General features: G+C 69.6%; 13 protein-coding genes. 5 read left to right on the top strand and 8 right to left on the bottom strand.

Annotated features, from left to right (window positions below):
- Nucleotides 1-480, top strand: a 480-nt coding sequence (locus tag FJV41_RS14745) for a COX15/CtaA family protein (RefSeq protein ID WP_181790642.1), incomplete at its 5' end; no start/stop codon positions are given.
- A 4-nt stretch (nucleotides 481-484) separates the two neighbouring features.
- Here FJV41_RS14745 and FJV41_RS14740 read toward each other — a convergent pair.
- From FJV41_RS14740 to FJV41_RS14715, 6 genes are all read right to left on the bottom strand, one after another.
- On the bottom strand, nucleotides 485-1,978 hold the full coding sequence (locus tag FJV41_RS14740) for an ABC transporter permease/substrate-binding protein (RefSeq protein WP_438616742.1): 1,494 nt from the start codon (nucleotides 1,976-1,978) through the stop codon (nucleotides 485-487).
- 59 nt (nucleotides 1,979-2,037) lie between these two features.
- Nucleotides 2,038-2,790, bottom strand: coding sequence for an ATP-binding cassette domain-containing protein (locus tag FJV41_RS14735; RefSeq protein ID WP_141643106.1), 753 nt, complete (start codon nucleotides 2,788-2,790; stop codon nucleotides 2,038-2,040).
- Nucleotides 2,791-2,820: 30 nt separating this feature from the next.
- Nucleotides 2,821-3,801 carry a hypothetical protein gene (locus FJV41_RS14730; RefSeq protein WP_181790640.1) on the bottom strand — a complete coding sequence of 327 codons (981 nt, stop codon included), beginning with the start codon at nucleotides 3,799-3,801 and terminating at the stop codon, nucleotides 2,821-2,823.
- A gap of 168 nt (nucleotides 3,802-3,969) precedes the next feature.
- Nucleotides 3,970-4,644, bottom strand: coding sequence for a DUF4142 domain-containing protein (locus FJV41_RS14725; RefSeq protein WP_246137214.1), 675 nt, complete (start codon nucleotides 4,642-4,644; stop codon nucleotides 3,970-3,972).
- A gap of 221 nt (nucleotides 4,645-4,865) precedes the next feature.
- The gene (locus tag FJV41_RS14720) at nucleotides 4,866-5,294 is read right to left on the bottom strand and encodes a DcrB-related protein (protein WP_141643105.1); all 429 of its coding nucleotides are present in this window, start codon (nucleotides 5,292-5,294) and stop codon (nucleotides 4,866-4,868) included.
- Nucleotides 5,295-5,304: 10 nt separating this feature from the next.
- Nucleotides 5,305-8,919, bottom strand: a complete 3,615-nt coding sequence (locus tag FJV41_RS14715; protein ID WP_141643104.1) for a DUF456 domain-containing protein — start codon at nucleotides 8,917-8,919, stop codon at nucleotides 5,305-5,307.
- 420 nt (nucleotides 8,920-9,339) lie between these two features.
- Here FJV41_RS14715 and FJV41_RS14710 point away from each other — a divergent pair, with 420 nt between their 5' ends.
- Nucleotides 9,340-10,230 (top strand): zinc metalloprotease, encoded by an 891-nt coding sequence (locus tag FJV41_RS14710; protein WP_141643103.1) that lies wholly within the window; start codon nucleotides 9,340-9,342, stop codon nucleotides 10,228-10,230.
- 147 nt (nucleotides 10,231-10,377) lie between these two features.
- On the opposite strand, the gene FJV41_RS14705 is transcribed toward FJV41_RS14710, so the two are convergent.
- On the bottom strand, nucleotides 10,378-11,703 hold the full coding sequence (locus FJV41_RS14705; protein WP_141643102.1) for a beta-helix domain-containing protein: 1,326 nt from the start codon (nucleotides 11,701-11,703) through the stop codon (nucleotides 10,378-10,380).
- 193 nt (nucleotides 11,704-11,896) lie between these two features.
- Here FJV41_RS14705 and FJV41_RS14700 point away from each other — a divergent pair, with 193 nt between their 5' ends.
- Genes FJV41_RS14700 through FJV41_RS14690 form a run of 3 tightly spaced genes read left to right on the top strand, consistent with a single transcriptional unit; the run spans nucleotide 11,897 to nucleotide 14,319 of the window.
- Nucleotides 11,897-12,235: a hypothetical protein gene (locus FJV41_RS14700; protein WP_141643101.1), complete on the top strand. Its 339-nt coding sequence runs from the start codon at nucleotides 11,897-11,899 to the stop codon at nucleotides 12,233-12,235.
- A gap of 12 nt (nucleotides 12,236-12,247) precedes the next feature.
- Nucleotides 12,248-12,967, top strand: coding sequence for a response regulator transcription factor (locus FJV41_RS14695; protein WP_141643111.1), 720 nt, complete (start codon nucleotides 12,248-12,250; stop codon nucleotides 12,965-12,967).
- Nucleotides 12,964-14,319 carry a HAMP domain-containing sensor histidine kinase gene (locus tag FJV41_RS14690; protein WP_141643100.1) on the top strand — a complete coding sequence of 452 codons (1,356 nt, stop codon included), beginning with the start codon at nucleotides 12,964-12,966 and terminating at the stop codon, nucleotides 14,317-14,319. Before FJV41_RS14695 ends, FJV41_RS14690 begins: the two co-directional genes overlap by 4 nt.
- Here FJV41_RS14690 and FJV41_RS14685 read toward each other — a convergent pair.
- Complete coding sequence (locus FJV41_RS14685; RefSeq protein ID WP_141643099.1) at nucleotides 14,316-16,547, bottom strand: hypothetical protein; 2,232 nt, start codon at nucleotides 16,545-16,547, stop codon at nucleotides 14,316-14,318. The two genes, FJV41_RS14690 and FJV41_RS14685, sit on opposite strands and share 4 nt — an antisense overlap.
- Between the last annotated feature and the right edge of the window lies 1 nt (nucleotide 16,548).

The raw sequence follows: 16,548 nt of genomic DNA, 5'->3' as shown, positions 1-16,548 counted from the left end.
TACGAGACAGGCGTGCTGGTGGGCACGAGCGTGGCGGGCATGCTGCTGCTCGGCGTCAGCGGCGCGGTGGCGGCGCTGGGCGACACGCTGTTCCCCTCGGAGACGCTGATGGAGGGGCTGCGCCAGGACGTGTCCGACACGGCGCATGTCTTCATCCGCCGGCGAATCCTGCACCCGGTGCTCGCGGTGTCCATGGGCGCGCTGCTGGTGCTCATCGGACGGTGGATGGCGCGGCTGCGGCCGTCGGCCGAGGTGAAGCGGGCCGCGCTGGCCATCAGCATCCTCTACTCGGTGCAGCTCATGGCGGGCCTGGTCAACGTGGTGTTGCTGGCGCCGGTGTGGCTGCAGCTGGTGCACCTGCTGCTGGCGGACTTCGTATGGATGGCCGTGGTGAGCCTGTGCGCGGCGGGGCTCGCGGCCGATGCGCCGAGGGCGGAGCCGGTGGTGGAGACGGTGTCGACGCACGCGTCGCCCGTGTAGCGGCTCAGCGCGACTCCGACTCCGCGCGCAGCCGCAGGCCCTTGGGAACGAGGACGCGGCCCACGGCCTCGAACGCGCCGCTGACGAGCAGGGCGAGCACGGCGGCGGGGATGGCGCCTTCGAGGATGAGGCGCGTGTCGTCCAGGCGGATGCCGGTGAGGATGGGCTGGCCATAGCCGCCCGCGCCCACGAGCGCGCCGAGCGTGGCGGTGCCCACGTTGATGACGGCGGCCGTCTGGATGCCCGCGAGGATGGAGGGCGAGGCCATGGGCAGGTCGATGCGCCACAGCCGCGCGAGCGGAGGCAGACCCAGCGCCTCCGCGGACTCGCGCACCTCCAGGGGAATGCCCGTGAGCCCCGAGGCCGTGTTCCGGACGATGGGCAGCAGGCTGTAGAGGAACAGCGCGGCGATGGCCGGCCGTGAGCCGATGCCCAGGAGCGGAATCATCACCACGAGCAGCGCCAGCGAGGGGATGGTCTGGATGACGCCGGCGAGCCCGAGCACGCCCTGCCCGAGCCGGGGACTGCGCGCGGCCAGCACGCCCAGCGGCACCGCGAGAGCCAGGGCCGCGAGCAGCGAGACGCCGACGAGGAACAGGTGCTCCCGGGTTCGAAGCCAGACGCGGGAGGCGAGGCCCTCGCCGCGAACCACGGTGGAGACGCCCAGTGATTGTGCGAGGAAGTCGGAGGCCACCTGCGCCTCGGGCACGCGCTCCAGTCGCGCGCGGGCATTGAGCTTCACCATCTTCTCTTCCGACAGCGTGCCGGAGAGTCGCAGGATGGCCGCCAGGGCCTCTGGAGCGCGCGACTCGAAGTCCGCGCGGTAGAGGAGCACGGCGTCGTACGCGGGGAAGTGGTGCACGTCGTCCACGAGGACGCGCAGGCCATAGGCGGCGATTTCAGCGTCCGTGGAGTACAGGTCCGTCACCTGGACGGAGCCCGCGTCGAGGCCGCGATAGGCGAGGTCATGGTCCAGGCCGCGCACGTCGCGCTGCGGGAGGCGGTAGCTGTCTCGCAGCGCGGGCCAGCCGTCACCGCGCTCCATGAACTCGTTGCTGAAACCGAAGCGCAGCTCAGGGTGGGCGCGCAGGTCGGAGATGGTGCGGATGCCCAGGCGTTCGGCCTCGGCCTCCTTCATGCCCAGCGCATAGGTGTTGTTGAAGCCGAGCGGCGCGCTCATGCGCAGGCCCTCCTCGGCCAGCGCGACACGGAGGGCCGCGTCGTCGGGCAGCTTGCGCCCGGAGAGCAGCTCCTGTCGCAGCGTGCCGGTGTACTCGGGATACACGTCCAGCTCGCCTCGGCGCAGCGCCTCCCAGAGGACGGCGGTGCCTCCGAGTTCGCGCCGGTGCCGCACGCTCGCGCCGGTGCTCCGCGCGAGCTGCGTCACCATCTCTCCGAGGATGACGGACTCGGTGAACTTCTTGGAGCCCACGCGCACGTTGGGCTCGCCGTGGGTCGTGCTCGCGCGCTCGCAGGAGGCCAGCACCAGCGAAAACATGAGCAGCAGCACGAGCCCCATCGGTGCGCTCCACACCGTGGAGCATGTTATCCGCGTGCTCATGCCGAGGCCCCGTTCCCCGGAGCCAGCCGCTGGGCCTGGATGAACCGCGTGACGAACGGGTCCGCGGGACGGGTCTCCAGGTCCACGAGGCTCCCCTGTTGCACCACGCGCCCTTCACGCATGAGCACGATGTCGTCGCCCAGGAACCCCGCCTCCGCGAGGTCATGCGTCACCAGGACCACCGTCTTGCGCAGCCGCGCGAAGATGGCGCGCAGGTCCGCTTGCAGCTCGTGCCGCACCAGCGGGTCCAGCGCCCCCAGCGGCTCGTCGAGCAGCAACACCTCCGGGTCCAGCATGAGCGCGCGCATCAACGCCACCCGCTGACGCTGTCCCCCCGAAAGCTGCGCCGGATAACGCGCGAGCGCCTCGGCGGGAAACCGCGTCAACTCCACCAGCACGTCCCTCCGCTCGCGCGTCCGCGCGGCGGACCAGCGCAGGTGCTGGGCCATGAGCGTGACGTTCTCCTCCCCCGTCAGGTGCGGAAAGAGCCCGCCCCCTTGAAGCGCGTAGCCCACCCGATGACGCAGCGACAGCAACGCCTTCGCATCCGTGGGCAGGGGCTTGCCCGCGTAGAGCACCTGGCCCGTGTCCGCGTGCAACAGCCCGTTGAGCAGGCGGACCAGCGTGGACTTCCCGCAGCCGCTCGGCCCCAGCAGCACCGTGGTCCGCCCCGTGGGCAGCGTGAGGTTCAGCGAGTGCAGCGCCTGCGTGGTGCCAAAGCGCTTGGAGACATCCTGCAAGGCGTACACGAGGCGGCCCCTTCGCGCGAGACGGTGGAGTCAGGGTACGGAGAAGGCACCGTTGCAGACCGCGGGAAACGCGGGCTCGGCGGATGCCAGGAAGCTGCACGCGGCGAACAGCGCCCGGTCATCCCACTGCATGGCGCCCGTCCAGACGACGACCGGCCCACGGGGAGAAGGCGCCGTGAAGCGCATGCACCGCGAGGGCCGCTCCTCCAGGAGACACGCCACCTCCTCCACGGGGCTCGAGCCAGGCAGCGCCGCCCTCAGCTCCGCCACGCTCTGGTCCCTCCAGCGCGCCGTCACCTCGTCTCGCGCGGGCCGGTACACACTCCACACGAGCGATGCGTCGTCACAGCGGATGCGGCCCGCGCGACTGGTGGACAGGGAGGGCTGGCAGCCTTCGGGCACCGCGAGCGTGCGCCACGGCAGGCGGGGCGGAAGCAGCAGCGCCGCCTCATCCAGCGACTCACCCTCCGGATTGCCGTGCGCCGCGAGATACTCCAAGAGTTCCAGACACCGCGTCAGCGCCGGCTGGGCGTTGTTCTTCGCGACACACCCCAGCTCGCGCTGACGGCCCAGCGACCCCGCCACCGAGACGAGGTAGCCCCCCGCGCGACACGAGGCCGGCCCCTCCAGGCCCGCGTCCCCCACGTCACACAGGGCGAAGCGGGCCGCCGGCCACGAGCGCTCCGCGAGCGGCAGCGCCCCTTCCGCCACCACCACGCCCTCCCCCAGTCGCTCCACCAGACGCGCCCTGGCGAGCGTGAGCACTCGCGCGGCGGGCACGTCCTTGCGCTCGACGAGCCACACCGTCGCGTCACCACACTGATAGATGCGCGAGCTGGCGCTGTCGGGGACGGGCGTGCACCCCGCGAAGAGCGCGCGGGCATCCAGCAGGAAGGGGCCCGCGGGAGTGGCTCCTTCGGGCGACACGGGCGGCACATGCGGCGCGGGGGTCGTGCACGCGCCCAGCACCATGAACCCCGAGACCATCATCCACTTCCAGGCATTCGCCATGCGTCGGGATAGGCACCCGCCGCCCGCTGCGTCAACCCAGGAGAGTTCCCGGCGCCCGGCGTCGCACACACGTCCGAGCACATCCGCCGCCCGGGCTGAAACACCGGCGCGGTGACACCGGTTCCCCCGAGTCACCGCGCCCATGGTTTTCGAGAGCCCGTGCGGCTGTCAGCGGCGCAGGGTCTTCTCGAGCTCCTTGGCCATCGTCTCGTTGCTCGCGATGCCCTGGCGCGTCTTGCTCAAGAGGGCGCTGAAGGCGGCGTCGGTCTTGTACTTGTCCATCCCGTCCTTGGCCAGGTCCTGCCCCTTCTTGCCGTCATCGGCGACGCGCGTGAGGAAGCCCTTGTCGAACTCCTTGCCATTCTTCTCGCGGAGCTTGTCCAGCTCCTTCTCCGCCTCGGTGATGGCCTTGTTCAGGCGCTCGTCGACGCCCTCCATCTTCTTGTCGTAGCCCTCCTGCATGCCGGGGGTGACACCGGAGCCGCCGGTGCCGGGAGACCCGGCCAGGTCGACCGTCGCCACCTCGATGGACTTGCTGTCGGCCCACGCCTTGAGGTCGGACAGGTGCTGCTTGTGGTCCGTCACCAGCTTCTGGGCGAACTGACGCACCTGCGGGTCCTGCGTCTTCTCCAGGGCCATGTTGCCCAGCGCGATTTGCTTGGCGTCGAAGAGGGCCAGCTTGCCGACGTACAGCTCCTTCTCGGCCGCCGCCTCACCAACGCGCTTGTCTTCCTTGTGGGCCTTCTTGGCCTCGTCTTCCGCGAGCGCGGTGCCCGTCATCGAGCCGAACACCAGCGCCGCCGCCAGGGCCGCCACACCACCACCACGAATCCTTCGAGCCATGCCGTCCTCCTGGACAGGGAATGCCGGAAGCTGGGTCAGCCCCCCTGCCTCGGCAATCGCCGCTCGCAAGCACGCCCCTCCCCGGAGCAGCACGCCTCCGTGCGCTGCCCGAAGTCGGGGCCTGGCTTCGTACCGGAGTGGACACGACGGCCTCGCCCGGGACGCGGACGCCCGACACACCTTCGTGCCGGACGCCGCGCTCCGTTGAGACGCCCTTCGACTCAGGCGCCGATGCGCACCGAGCCGAAGAACAGCTCCGCCACCGCCCGGGTGTAGGCGATGCGGTCCGCGCGCTGAGTGTACGTGAAGGTGTAGGCCTGCTTGTCCTTCACGCAATAGAACTGGAGCTGCGCGATTTTCAGCGCGCCCGCCTGGCAGGTGTACTCGCGCGTGAGGCCCTGCCGCCCGCCGAACGTCGCGGGCTTCTCACTCACGAGCGCGAAGCCCTGGGCGGACCGCTGCAGCTGCGGCAGCGCGCGTGCCGCCAGGTCCTTCGCCGTCTCCTGTCCCTGCCTGGGCTCGGCGGAGACCACGACGCTGGCCCGGAAACCTTCCTCCACCGGGCCCATGGCGACGACCTGACTGGCATCCGCCCAACCGTCGGGCAGGGGCATCGTGAGGTCGCCGTGTCGAATGGTGTTCGTGCTCATATCGTAGGGCCTAGATCTCCACGCCGGCGATCTGGTGCTCCTTGTCTCCCTCACTCATCTTGTCGAACAGCTTCCCCACGCCGTAGACGCCCACGCCAATGAGCAGACCGACGCCAGCGCCCACCGGGCCGCCGATGGCGCCCACCGCCACGCCGGCGCCAATCGCTCCCGCGATGCTGACGCCGCCCTTGGCGATCTGCCACCCATCCCCTGCCTGGATGCCGCCGACGATATCCAGTCCGCCGGAGACGACGCCGAGCCCCGTGCCGATGGCTCCGAGCTTGCCGCCCACCGCGAGCGCTTCACGGAACCCCGAGGCCGTGGTGGACGCCGCGCGCAGACCCGCCAGCCCCCCCACTTCGTTGCCTGCGCCCGCGATACCTGTCGCCAGCTCGGAGCCGCCGCGGAGGCCGCCGACGCCCTGGACGATGCCGCCAACGCCCCCGCCGATATCCGCCACGTTCTGCGCCGCGGCCACGTAGTTGCCCTGGCTGATGTTGTTCACCAGGTCCGCGCCCGAGGACAGCGCGCCCAGCGTGTTGCCGACGATGCCCAGGCTCTCCGCGCCCACCTGGACGCCGCGCGCGAACTTCGCCAGGCGCGCCGTCTCCGAGTCATTCGTGCCCGTGTCACCATCGGGAGTGCCAGAGGAGTCCGCGTCGCCCGTGGCGGGCGGAGTCGTCGTGTCGTCCGTGGCGGGCGGGGCCGCGGGGTCCGTCTGCCCCGAAGCGGGCGGGGCCGCCGGGTCCCCCGGGGGCGGAGTCGCCGGGTCCGTCTGCCCCGAAGCGGGCGGGTTCGCCGGGTCCGCCGGAGGGGTGGACTCCTGCATCAGGGTGTTGAGCGCGTCCTGCTCAATCAACCCGAGCACGTCCTTGTTGATGGAGAGCGCCGTCGTCACGTCGCCCGTGGACTCGGGCTTGCTGATGGGGCCTTCGCTTTCTTCCTTGGCGGTTCCGGGCTCCGGCGTCATGGCGAGGTTGTAGAGCTCCTTCGCCATCTCGCCCCGCGTGACGTCCAGCAGGGCCCGCTCCTTCGTGTCCAGCTTGCCGAGGTCCCCTTCCGGAACGGGCTTGCCGTTGACGGACAGCTCCGTCTTCTCCGGGGTGACACGCACCTGCGAGGAGCCATCCGGCCCCGTGACGTTCTTGGACGCATTGACGAGCTGGAGCACGCCCGCGTCCGACTCGCGGCGCTGGCGCTCCGACGTCACCGTCGTGGGCTGTCCCCCGGGCGGCGTGCGCGTGCTGCTGCTGCGCTCGTCCACCTGGAGCCGACCGTCCGGGCCGACCGTGTCGGTCCGTTGGTAGTCCTGCTTCGTGGTGACGCCGTCCGCGCCCTTCGTCTCGCTCTTGGCATTGGTGAGGATGCCCTTGTCGTCATAGGCGTGGCTGGACGTGGAGCTGATGTCGACGGGCTCGCCCTTCTTGTCACCCTCGGTGCCGTAGACCTTGCCCTTCACCGTCTCCTCGACGGTGTTGCCCTTGGCGGTGCGCTCGGTGACGACCGAGATGTCCGGGTGGCCCTCGATGAAGGTCTGGCTGCTGTACTTGCTGCCGTCGGTCTTCTCGAGCACCCACTGCTTGGGGTTGTCCTTGTCGCCGTCGAAGGCCTCGCCCTTCTCGCCGTCCTCCGACTTGAGCTTGCCGGACAGGCTCGACAGGTCGCCCGCGTTGCGCGGCCCCTTGTCCACGTTGAAGCCATCCTCCGCCGTGAGCGCCTTGCTCATGGTGGCCGTGGCCTGCACCTCGTTCACGCCCTCGCCCTGCGAGAACGTCTGCGTGCGCGTGTAGGAGGGCTCCAGGTCCTTGCCATCAGGCCCCTTCGTACCCGGAGGAGGAATCGAGTAGCTCTTCGTCTCCGTCCGGTCGATGGGCTGGTCTTCGTTGAACTTGTCCTTGAAGTTGTCGTCGAGCCCGCCCTCACCCTCCTGCTGGCTGAAGCGCGTCTCCGAACCCTCGACGCCACCACCCCCCTGCTTGTAGGTCGTGGTGAGCAGGTCGCCGTTGTCGCGGGAGACCTTGCTCTCCTCCACGGCCACGGCCGGGTCGCGGCTCTTCTTCAGGTCCTCGATGGACGGAGGGTTGCGGATGTCCTGGCCCTTGGCGGGCGTCCACGTCGCCGTCTGGCTGGTGGTGGTGCCCTCCGGCCCGTTGCTCGTCACGACCTCGCGAGTGACCTGCTTGCTCTGGGGGTCGACGGTGCTGGTGTCCAGGGTGACGTTGTTCTTGTCGTCGCGCGTCGCGGAGATGCGCGCGGTGACCTCTCCCGCCGGGTCCTTCTGGACGAACTCGACGCGGCGGGGGTCCTTCGTGTCCACCGCCTCGAAGCCCTCGGGCGGCTTCTGGTCCTTGGAGGCCGTGAAGAGCTCGTCGACCTGGCCCCGCGTGGCCTCATCCAGTTGCTTCTGCTGCGTGGCGACGGTGTCCTTGCCCTCCTTCGCGCTCTGGACGTCCAGTTCGGCGCGGGCCTTCGTCTGGCCAGCGTTCTGCGGGGAGACCTTCTCCAGCTCCGGGGACTGGCGGGTGATGACATCCGCCAGGTCGTACTTGCCGTCCGCGCGGAGGCCGTCCACCAGGCCCTTGGCGACGTTCGTCACCGCCGGGTCCTTCGCGCCCGCCTTCAGCGCGGGGGTGAGCTTCTCCTCCACCTTGTGGCCGTAGCCCGCTTCGGTCTCGGCGCGGCGGAAGCTGTCCGCCACGTCGCGGGACGCCTGAGGGCTGGTCTGCTCCGCGGCGTGGCTCAGGTCGCTCACGATCTGATTCGCCTGGTCCTGGGTCACCTCGGGACGCCCCAGGCTGGAGGTCATGAGGTTGATGGCGCCCCTGGACTCCTTCATCAGGGCCTCGCGGTAGGCGGGGTCCGGGTTCGCCTCTACCTGGCGGCGCAGCTCCTTGGCGCCATCGGCCGGGCTGCGAATGGAGGCGTCACCCACCGCCTTCGCATCCGCGCGAACCGCCTCCTCCGGAGAGACCACCGACTTCGTTCCGAACAGCCGCTCCTGGGCCTTGGGGTCCAGGCTGCCGGCGTCGAAGACGTCGCGCACCTGGTTGGCGTCCGCGTACGGGGGCGGCTCGCCCGCCGCCTTCGCCGAGGTGTTGGCGGACTTCTGCGTCTGGATGGCCTTGTTGCCCTCTTCAATCGCCTTGTTGTGCGATGTGTCGGAAAGCTGCCGGGCGGCGGTGGCGTCCTTCTGCGCCTGCAGGAACGTGTCGTTGGCCTTGGTGGCCGCGGCCTTCGTGTCCTTGGCGACCTTCGTCGCCGCGTCCAGGTCCTTGCGCGCCTGGTCGCTCAGGTTCGGGCCCTTGCCCAACGTGTCGACCTTGGCCTGGGCCTCATTGGCCTTCGTCTGGGCCGTCTCCTTCGCGGCCTTCGCGGCCTTCTCCTTGTCCGCCGCGACCTTGGCCTGGCTGGCGTCCGTCCGCGCCTTCTGCTGGGCCTCGGAGGCCTTCTTCTTTTGCGTCTCCGCGGCCTTCTTCTGGGCCTCGGCGGCGGCTTTCTTCTGGTTTTCCGCGGCCTTGCGCGCTTCCTCCGCGTGACGACGGGCCTCTTCGGCCTGACGACGTTGGGCCTCAGCGGCGGCGATCTGAGCGGCGTTGTTGCCGTTGTTACTGACGGGGGGAGACATGCGGAGACCTCTCAGAAGCGGGGCGGACCGAGGAGAGCGGCAGAGGAAATCCGGGCTGTTCCGGAATCCAGTCATGGATTCTCGCCATCTGAGAGGAAGAGTTGCTCAGGAAAGGTGGGATTTTTCCGGACCCGTCTGGTGACGCGGCACGTCACGGAGGTGGGCCCGGGAACCCACCCATCCCGACAAGGCGGCGTCTGGAGCAAGCCCAGACATACCCAAGCGCCTCCGGGGGTGAGCCGAGACAATGAAAGACATTTTACAATCGCGCCTCCCGAGTGGAGCATTTCTGTCTCATCCGCCCCGGAGTGCGGCGTCGGGCGCACCCCGGGGATTGTCCACGGATTGTCTCAAGGTGACGTTGACTCTCGCTGTTTCATTCAGCTATTCATTGAATCTCCATCTTCCCTGGAGATGACAATGATTGGCAGCGTCGCGAAGAGGAATGGTCGTCTGGCCGTGCTTGCGGGTGCCCTGATGAGCCTTGCCGCCTGTAAGGGCGAGGAGGCCGCGGAGGCCCCGTCGCCGGCGGACCCGGCGGTGGAGCAGTCATCGTTGCACCGCGGCTGCGCGACGGTGGAGCCCTCGGTGGAGGAGCGCGCGGCCATCGACGCCTTCCTGGCCGAGCAGAAGACGGCGATGCGCGCGGTGGGCTCGGTGACGGTGCCCACGTACTTCCACGTCATCAACAAGGGCTCGGGCATCGCCAACGGCGACATCCCGGACTCGCAGATCACCGCGCAGATGAACGTGCTGAACGCGGCCTATGCCAACACGCCGTTCCGCTTCGTGCTCCAGGGCACGGACCGCACGACGAACTCGAAGTGGTTCGCGCTCAAGGACAGCAGCGCGAACGAGCGGGCGATGAAGAAGGCCCTGCGCAAGGGTGGCAAGGAGAGCCTCAACATCTACTCAGCCAACCTGAGCGGCGGCCTGCTGGGCTGGGCGACGTTCCCCTCCAGCTACACCTCGCAGCCGCTGCAGGACGGCGTGGTCATCCTCTACAGCAGCGTGCCGGGTGGCTCCGCGGCGCCCTACAACGAGGGCGACACGGGCACGCACGAGGTCGGCCACTGGCTGGGCCTGTACCACACGTTCCAGGGCGGCTGCACCGGCGCGGGTGACTCGGTCAGCGACACGCCGGCGGAGGCTTCTCCCGCCTACGGTTGCCCCACGGGCCGCAACACCTGCTCGACGGCCGGCAACGACCCCATCACCAACTTCATGGACTACACCGACGACAACTGCATGAACACGTTCAGCGCGGGCCAGTCGGAGCGCGCGGACCAGCTGACGGCGACCTACCGCTAGGAAGTCTCTCGACAGCACGAACTGTCGGCTCGGCGCCGGGGTCTCCCACGAGGAGGCTCCGGCGTCGTTGTTTTCAGCGATGCCCGTGCGCCCCAGGCCGTCATGGACGCCGACCAGGTGCTCGGCGTCCCACGGCGTCACGGTGACTCAGGGACTGCGCGGACAGACGGGCGTCTCGGAGGGGCAGCGTCCGTCGCGGTCCTTCGGCATCGTCTCCGTACACTCGGCGATGCGCGCGAAGGTGGTGCTCGTCGCGAGGCTGAGGTCCGAGCCATTCCACCCGCGCAGGATGCCGTGCCCCGCGCTGTCCTCGATGCGCGAGTTCGCGATGAACGGCGACGTCGGCTCGTCGAACACGAGGATGGCCGAGCTGACATCGAACCCGGGCGGCAGGTAGTTGCACCCAAAGCTGGAGCACTGGCACGGCCCACCCGCGTACCTCACCACCGCCGACTCCAGCCGGTTGGCCGCGTTCATCCCGTCGAAGCGGATGCCCGTCCAGTCACCCGGCCGGTGATTCCTCACGTTCGACGTGAAGATGACGGGACTGGAAGGCGTCCCCGCCACGATGAGCGCGCTCGCCCCGTCGTAGACGCGCAGCGTCGTCTCCGGCTCGAAGCGCAGCTCCGTGCCCGCTTCGATGGTGAGCGTCGCCGAAGCCCCCGGTCCCCCCACCTGGAGGCCCTGTACTTGATAGGGCACGCCCAGGTTCTTCAGGGTGGCGCTGGAGCCCAGGTAGAACACCGAGGCCGCCGCGATGGACGGCCCTATGTGAATGGCGTCCTCGAGATTCCCCGTGTACGTGCCCGACGGCAGCGTCCCCAGCGCATTGGGATTGATGACCAGGGGCTGCCGACCAAACTCGCCGCCCGTCCCTCGAATGGTCAAATCGGAGGAGCCCTCGGCGAAGCCCGCCGTTCCATTGAGAATGATGCCAGGCCCCAGTGAGTCCTCGATGGTGACGTGATTGACGAACAGCGGCCTCGGGCCAGGGAGCTCCGCGCCGGCATTCACACGCACGATGGAGTCCATCGTCGTCGAGAGTCCACCTCCCGACAGCACCGTCCACTCCAGTCGCGCCGAACCTCCCGTCCCGATGAGCAACTGCCCCCACGGCCAGTCAGCGTGAGGCTCGAAACGCACCACCTGGTCCTGCTTCCCCTCCGCGCGAAGCACGCCCCCGCTGTCGACCTGGATGGAGGTGGCCTTCGCGAGACGCACCGTCGCGCAGGCCTCCACCGTGACCTGCCCCCGGATGGTGAGGTTGCTGGTGATGACATGGGGGCTGCCCGCGGCCCAGGTCTCCGAGGTGGAGACGATGCCCTGATGCTCGATGACCGCGCCGGTGACGGCGGGGCACTTGGACTCCGTGGCGGGCCCCTCATGCGGCGTTTGTGAGTCCTCGGAGCAACCGGAGAACAGTGAGGCACTCAAGAGCAACGAAAGCGCGAACCGGCGCGATGCGACGTGCATGTCATCTTCCCCAAAGCAAATGGACCAACCCCTCTGGCCAGGACCATCGCTGATTCTCGGAGAGGTGCCAATGAACTCGCCCGAATCAGCGGCCCGTTACAATCGTTTACATTCCGCACATCCTCCCGCGACATGGAGGCGTTGAACTGCGCAGCATCCAATGGACCCCGAGGTCCTGGCCCTGGGAGGTTCGATGTCTCCGCACCCCACTCGCCGTTTCCGCGCAGTCGCCCCACTCCTCATCCAAGCCCTGGTGCTGCTCGCCTTCGCGTCGAGGGCCGCGATGACGCCGAGCCTCGATGCCATGTCCGCCAGCCGACCGCGAGACCTGATGGAGTTGGGACAACTCCTGGTGGACGGCGGCGTGTGGCAGGCGCGCCGGCTGATGCCACAGGAGTGGGTGAAGCAGCTCATGGCACCGGATGACGGCATCACTTCCGTGATGGGTGTGCCCCTGCGCGACTGGCAGAGCCTGCTCGCGGTGCCCAAGCTCGTGGGGAGCTGCGAGTCCTACACGGCCACGCCGCACTAGACTGGGGACATGATGGGACCCGCCACACCGTCACCCGGCATCGAGGTGCTCCTCATCGAGGACGACGCGCACCTGGCCCGCCTCACGGCCGAGTACCTGGAACGACAAGGCGTGCGCACCTGTCTCGCTCGGGACGGGGAGCAGGGCCTGGTCGAGGCCTCGCGTCGCGCTTTCGATGCCATCCTCATCGACATCATGCTGCCCCGGAAGGATGGGCTCACCGTCTGCCGCGAGCTGCGGGAGCGCTCGGCGGTGCCCATCCTCATGCTCACCGCGCGCGGCGAGGAGGCGGACCGGGTGATGGGATTGGAGCTGGGCGCGGACGACTACCTGCCCAAGCCCTACTCCTCTCGGGAGCTGCTGGCGCGAATCCAGGCGCTGGTGCGGCGCAGCCGGGGCCTGCTGGGTCCCTCGCGCGAGGTGGTGCGCGTGGGCGCGCTCACGCTGAACCGGAGTGACTTCCGGGCATCGCTGAATGGACAGGTGCTGCCGCTGACACGGCACGAGTTCGCCTTGCTCCTCGGTCTCGCGGAGCGGGCCGGACGGGTGCTGTCGCGCGAGCAGTTGCTGGAGCTGGCGAAGGGCAGCGACCCGGACGGCCCGGTGGACCGCGCCATCGACGTGCATGTATCCCGGCTGCGCCAGAAGCTGGGGGACGACGCGCGCAACCCCCGGATGCTCAAGACGGTGCGGGGCGTGGGGTATGTGCTGGAGCGAGGTGAGGAGTCATGAAGCTCAGCGAGCGGCTCCGCCCCCGAAGGATGTTCTGGCGCATCTACCTGTATGGTCTGTTGATGCTGGGAGGCGCGGTCCTGTCCTTCTCCCTCATCATCAAGCTCGTGCAAATCCAAGCGGACCAACCGAACCTCGACCACTTCACGGAGCTGGTGGAGATGGCCAATTCGGACTCCCCCGAACTCGCGCGAATGATGGAGGCCCTCGCCGAGAAGAAGAACGTCCAGACCACCCTGTATGACCTTCAGGGCAACGTGAAGCTCTCCTCGGCGGACCCTCCGCTGAAGCCACTTGACGACGACGAGTGGCGACAAGTTCGCAAGGCCAACAACTGGCTCGCGAGGGAACAGAACTATTGGGCCGCCCCCACGTGGCGCGGAGATGTCGTGGTGGGCGTGCTCATCTACCGGACCGTCACCCATCGCTGGGTCTACACGGCGCTGGGCGGCAGCCTGGCCGCGGTGCTCGTCTTCCTGGCGGGCATCTCCGTGCCCCTGGCGCGTGCGATTGTCTCTCCTCTGGAGCAACTGACGACCGTGGTGGGGGAGTTTGGCCGGGGGAACCTGTCCGCGCGCGCTCGACTGAAGGGACGCAACGAGGTCGCCGTCCTCGGGCGCACCTTCGACGAAATGGCCGCGCGAACGGAGTCCCTCATCCGGGGCCAGAAGGAACTGCTGGCCAACGTGTCCCACGAGCTGCGCACGCCCCTGGCGCGCCTGGGCGTGACGCTGGACCTCGTCGAGGACGGACAACCGGAGGAGCTGGCGGCGCGACTGCCGGAGCTGCGGCGGGACATCGGCGAGCTTCAGCAACTGGTGGATGGCGTGTTGCAGATGGCGCGGCTCGACCTGGAGGCGAACCAGGCGGGACAGCCGGGGCCTCGCCTCCAGCGGGCGACGTTGCGGCTGACGGAGTTCCTGAAGGACGCCGCCGAGCGCTTCCAGAAGAGCGCCCCCGAGTGTCGCCTCCAACTGGACGTGGCCGAGAACCTGCCCACGCTGGAGGCCGACCCGGTGCTGGTGCGGCGCGCGCTGCACAACCTGCTCGACAACGCGCGCAAGTACTCGGAGCCCGGCAGTCCGGTGACGCTGCGCGCACAGGTGGACGCGCAGGCGGTGCACCTGGACGTGGAGGACCGGGGCATCGGCATCAGCGACGAGGACCTGCCCAAGCTCACCACGCCCTTCTTCCGCACCGACCGCAGCCGCGCGCGGGAAACGGGAGGCACGGGCCTGGGGCTGACGCTGGTGCGCCGCATCGTCGAGGCCCACGGAGGAACCCTGTCCCTCCAGGGCGTCACCGAGGGAGGAACCCGCGCCCGGCTCGTGCTTCCCCTCACGACGACCTAGTCCACGTCCCGGGGCTCGGGGCGAGAGCGTCCGTAGGCCCCTTCGAGAATCGCGTCGCTGCGGAGTCTGCTCGCCTTCGCCGCCTCGACGTCCAGGCCTTCACCGTGTCCTCGCCCGCGTCCCTCGAACACGAGCGTGTCCCCATTGAACGACGCCGTGCGCGGACAGGACGGCAGCTTCAAGCCCGAGCGCAACAGCTCACACGCCAGTGAGCGCCCGCTCTCGAACGTCGACGCGCCCTCCTTCTCCGTGAGCAGGTATTGAACGCGGCCCGCCTCGAAACGCAGCGACACCAGGCCCTTGCCCAGGAGCCGCTCCACGTCCACACGCGGACGCTCCTGCGTCCAGGGCTCCTGTCCTCCCTGCGAGAACAACAACCACTCGCTCCACTTGAGCGCCGGAAGTCTCAGCGCCTTCGCGTCGTCTCGCTGCACCCGCACCGTGCCTCGAAAGGCCTGACAGTGCGTCGTGTCGCAGACCGCCCGGCCCGGATGACGACTGTGCCGCTCGTTGTGCGCCACCACGCGCGCCAACGCCAGCCGCGCCTCGCCCTTCAGCGTCACATCCTCCGCCGCCACCACGCCCGACGTGTACTGCAACCGCGTCGTGCGGAACACGAAGTCCGAGCCCCGCCGCGCCTTCAACGCGCTCGGTGACGTGGGCACTCCCACGGGCGGCCGATACGCCGGCGGTGGCGACCATGTGAAAACTCCCGCGTAATCCCTCCCCTCCTCCGGCCCCTTCGGAAAGCGCACCCGCCACGGCGCGCCCAGGCACACCGCCGCCCCGCGCGTCGTCAGTCCCTCCAGCCGCGCCCACTCCACCGGAGCGGCCTTCGGCATCCCCGCATCCACCGTGAAGCCCACGCCCGCGCACCGCGCCTCCACCTCGCGCACCGGCACCAGCCCCAACACCTGCACCCGCGCCGCCTCCACGCCCGCCTGCTTGCGCGCCTTCGCCAGGGCCGCGGGAATCTCCTCCGCGAACTGGCGAGGCATCTTCCCTGGCCGCACCGCCACCACCACCAGGTCCCCGTCCACCGCCGCAATCCAGCCGTACTGCGGACGGCTCGCCGCGTCCCGCACCGTGCCCGTCTTCGTCGCCACGCCCACCAGCGCCTTCGACGCGGGCAGCTCCGCCAGCGTCCCTCGCGCCGCGTTGTCCGCCAGCAGCGCCACCACGTCCGGCCGCGCCTCCGCCAACAGCCGATACGCCTGCGCCATCCCCCACGCAGACAGCGCCAGCGTGGAGCGCAGGCCCACCGCATCCGCCATGTCCACCGGTGTCCCCGTGAGCCCCAGCGCCGACAGCACCGGCTCCCACGCGCCAAACCCCTTGGGCGCCGAGCCCGCTGTCTCCCAGTCCAGGAAGTACCCGTTGCATGAGCGCAGGAGCGCCGTGCGCGCGTCCACCTTCGCCGGCAACCCCGGGCCACATGCCCACTCCTGCACGTCCACGCGCGGCGCCAGCACCGGATGCTCCGCGCCCGCCGCGTACACGAAGGGCTTCAGCACCGAGCCATACGGCAGCGCGCGCCGCACCTCGCCCTCCGACAACAACACCTCTCCCGAGTGCCGACTCACCACCACCGTGGCCGGCCCCGCCGCGCGCACCTGCACATCCGCCAGCTCGTCGATGGACAGCGGCACCACCCACCGCGCCCCGTCATGACACTGGCGCAGCCGACGCGACAGCGCCTTGGGAAACCCCACCGTCTCACTCAGGAGCCGCGCCAGCGCCCGCCGCGCCTTCGACGAGTCCACCGCGGGCGCCGCCGCCAGCTCCGACGCCGCGCGTGACAGGGATTGATAGGCCCCCTCGCGCCACGCCGGCAGCTCGCCGCTCAGCGCCACCGCGAAGGCTTCGTGGAAGAGCCGGTCCTCGCTCGACTGGGGACACGCCCACCACAGGAGCTGGTGCGCCAGCTCGTGCCGCAGCGCCACGCGCAGCCGCTCATCCAGCACGCCCGGCGTGTTCTGCCGCAGCTCCACGAGGCCCGGCCGGCCCTGCGCGTTGCGCTCGGGCGACAGGGCCACGCCGCGCTGGAGGACGATGGAGACCGGGGCCCTCACCGGCGCCCCGCCCGCCTCCGCCGTATACACCGACTCCAGCGCCGCCCAGCCGGCCTCCGCCTCGCGACGAAGGTCCGACTCGGGCGTCACGTCACCTCGCGTGACGAAGGTGGGGGTGGCCGTCAGCAACACGGCCACCACGGAGGCCCACCCCATC

Origin of the sequence: Myxococcus llanfairpwllgwyngyllgogerychwyrndrobwllllantysiliogogogochensis (genome assembly GCF_006636215.1) — a bacterium.
In the GTDB taxonomy this organism is placed as follows: domain Bacteria; phylum Myxococcota; class Myxococcia; order Myxococcales; family Myxococcaceae; genus Myxococcus; species Myxococcus llanfairpwllgwyngyllgogerychwyrndrobwllllantysiliogogogochensis.
The sequence above is the reverse complement of the archived record's forward strand: the minus strand, read 5'-3'. Positions and strand labels throughout refer to the sequence as shown.

What these genes read in the sequence shown, in the direction of transcription:
- FJV41_RS14685 (WP_141643099.1), bottom strand. Translation starts at nt 16,547, where the DNA reads ATGGGGTGGGCCTCCGTGGTGGCCGTGTTGCTGACGGCCACCCCCACC.
- FJV41_RS14700 (WP_141643101.1), top strand. Translation starts at nt 11,897, where the DNA reads ATGTCTCCGCACCCCACTCGCCGTTTCCGCGCAGTCGCCCCACTCCTC.
- FJV41_RS14695 (WP_141643111.1), top strand. Translation starts at nt 12,248, where the DNA reads ATGGGACCCGCCACACCGTCACCCGGCATCGAGGTGCTCCTCATCGAG.
- FJV41_RS14690 (WP_141643100.1), top strand. Translation starts at nt 12,964, where the DNA reads ATGAAGCTCAGCGAGCGGCTCCGCCCCCGAAGGATGTTCTGGCGCATC.
- FJV41_RS14730 (WP_181790640.1), bottom strand. Translation starts at nt 3,801, where the DNA reads ATGGCGAATGCCTGGAAGTGGATGATGGTCTCGGGGTTCATGGTGCTG.
- FJV41_RS14720 (WP_141643105.1), bottom strand. Translation starts at nt 5,294, where the DNA reads ATGAGCACGAACACCATTCGACACGGCGACCTCACGATGCCCCTGCCC.
- FJV41_RS14725 (WP_246137214.1), bottom strand. Translation starts at nt 4,644, where the DNA reads ATGGCTCGAAGGATTCGTGGTGGTGGTGTGGCGGCCCTGGCGGCGGCG.
- FJV41_RS14715 (WP_141643104.1), bottom strand. Translation starts at nt 8,919, where the DNA reads ATGTCTCCCCCCGTCAGTAACAACGGCAACAACGCCGCTCAGATCGCC.
- FJV41_RS14710 (WP_141643103.1), top strand. Translation starts at nt 9,340, where the DNA reads ATGATTGGCAGCGTCGCGAAGAGGAATGGTCGTCTGGCCGTGCTTGCG.
- FJV41_RS14740 (WP_438616742.1), bottom strand. Translation starts at nt 1,978, where the DNA reads ATGTTTTCGCTGGTGCTGGCCTCCTGCGAGCGCGCGAGCACGACCCAC.
- FJV41_RS14705 (WP_141643102.1), bottom strand. Translation starts at nt 11,703, where the DNA reads ATGCACGTCGCATCGCGCCGGTTCGCGCTTTCGTTGCTCTTGAGTGCC.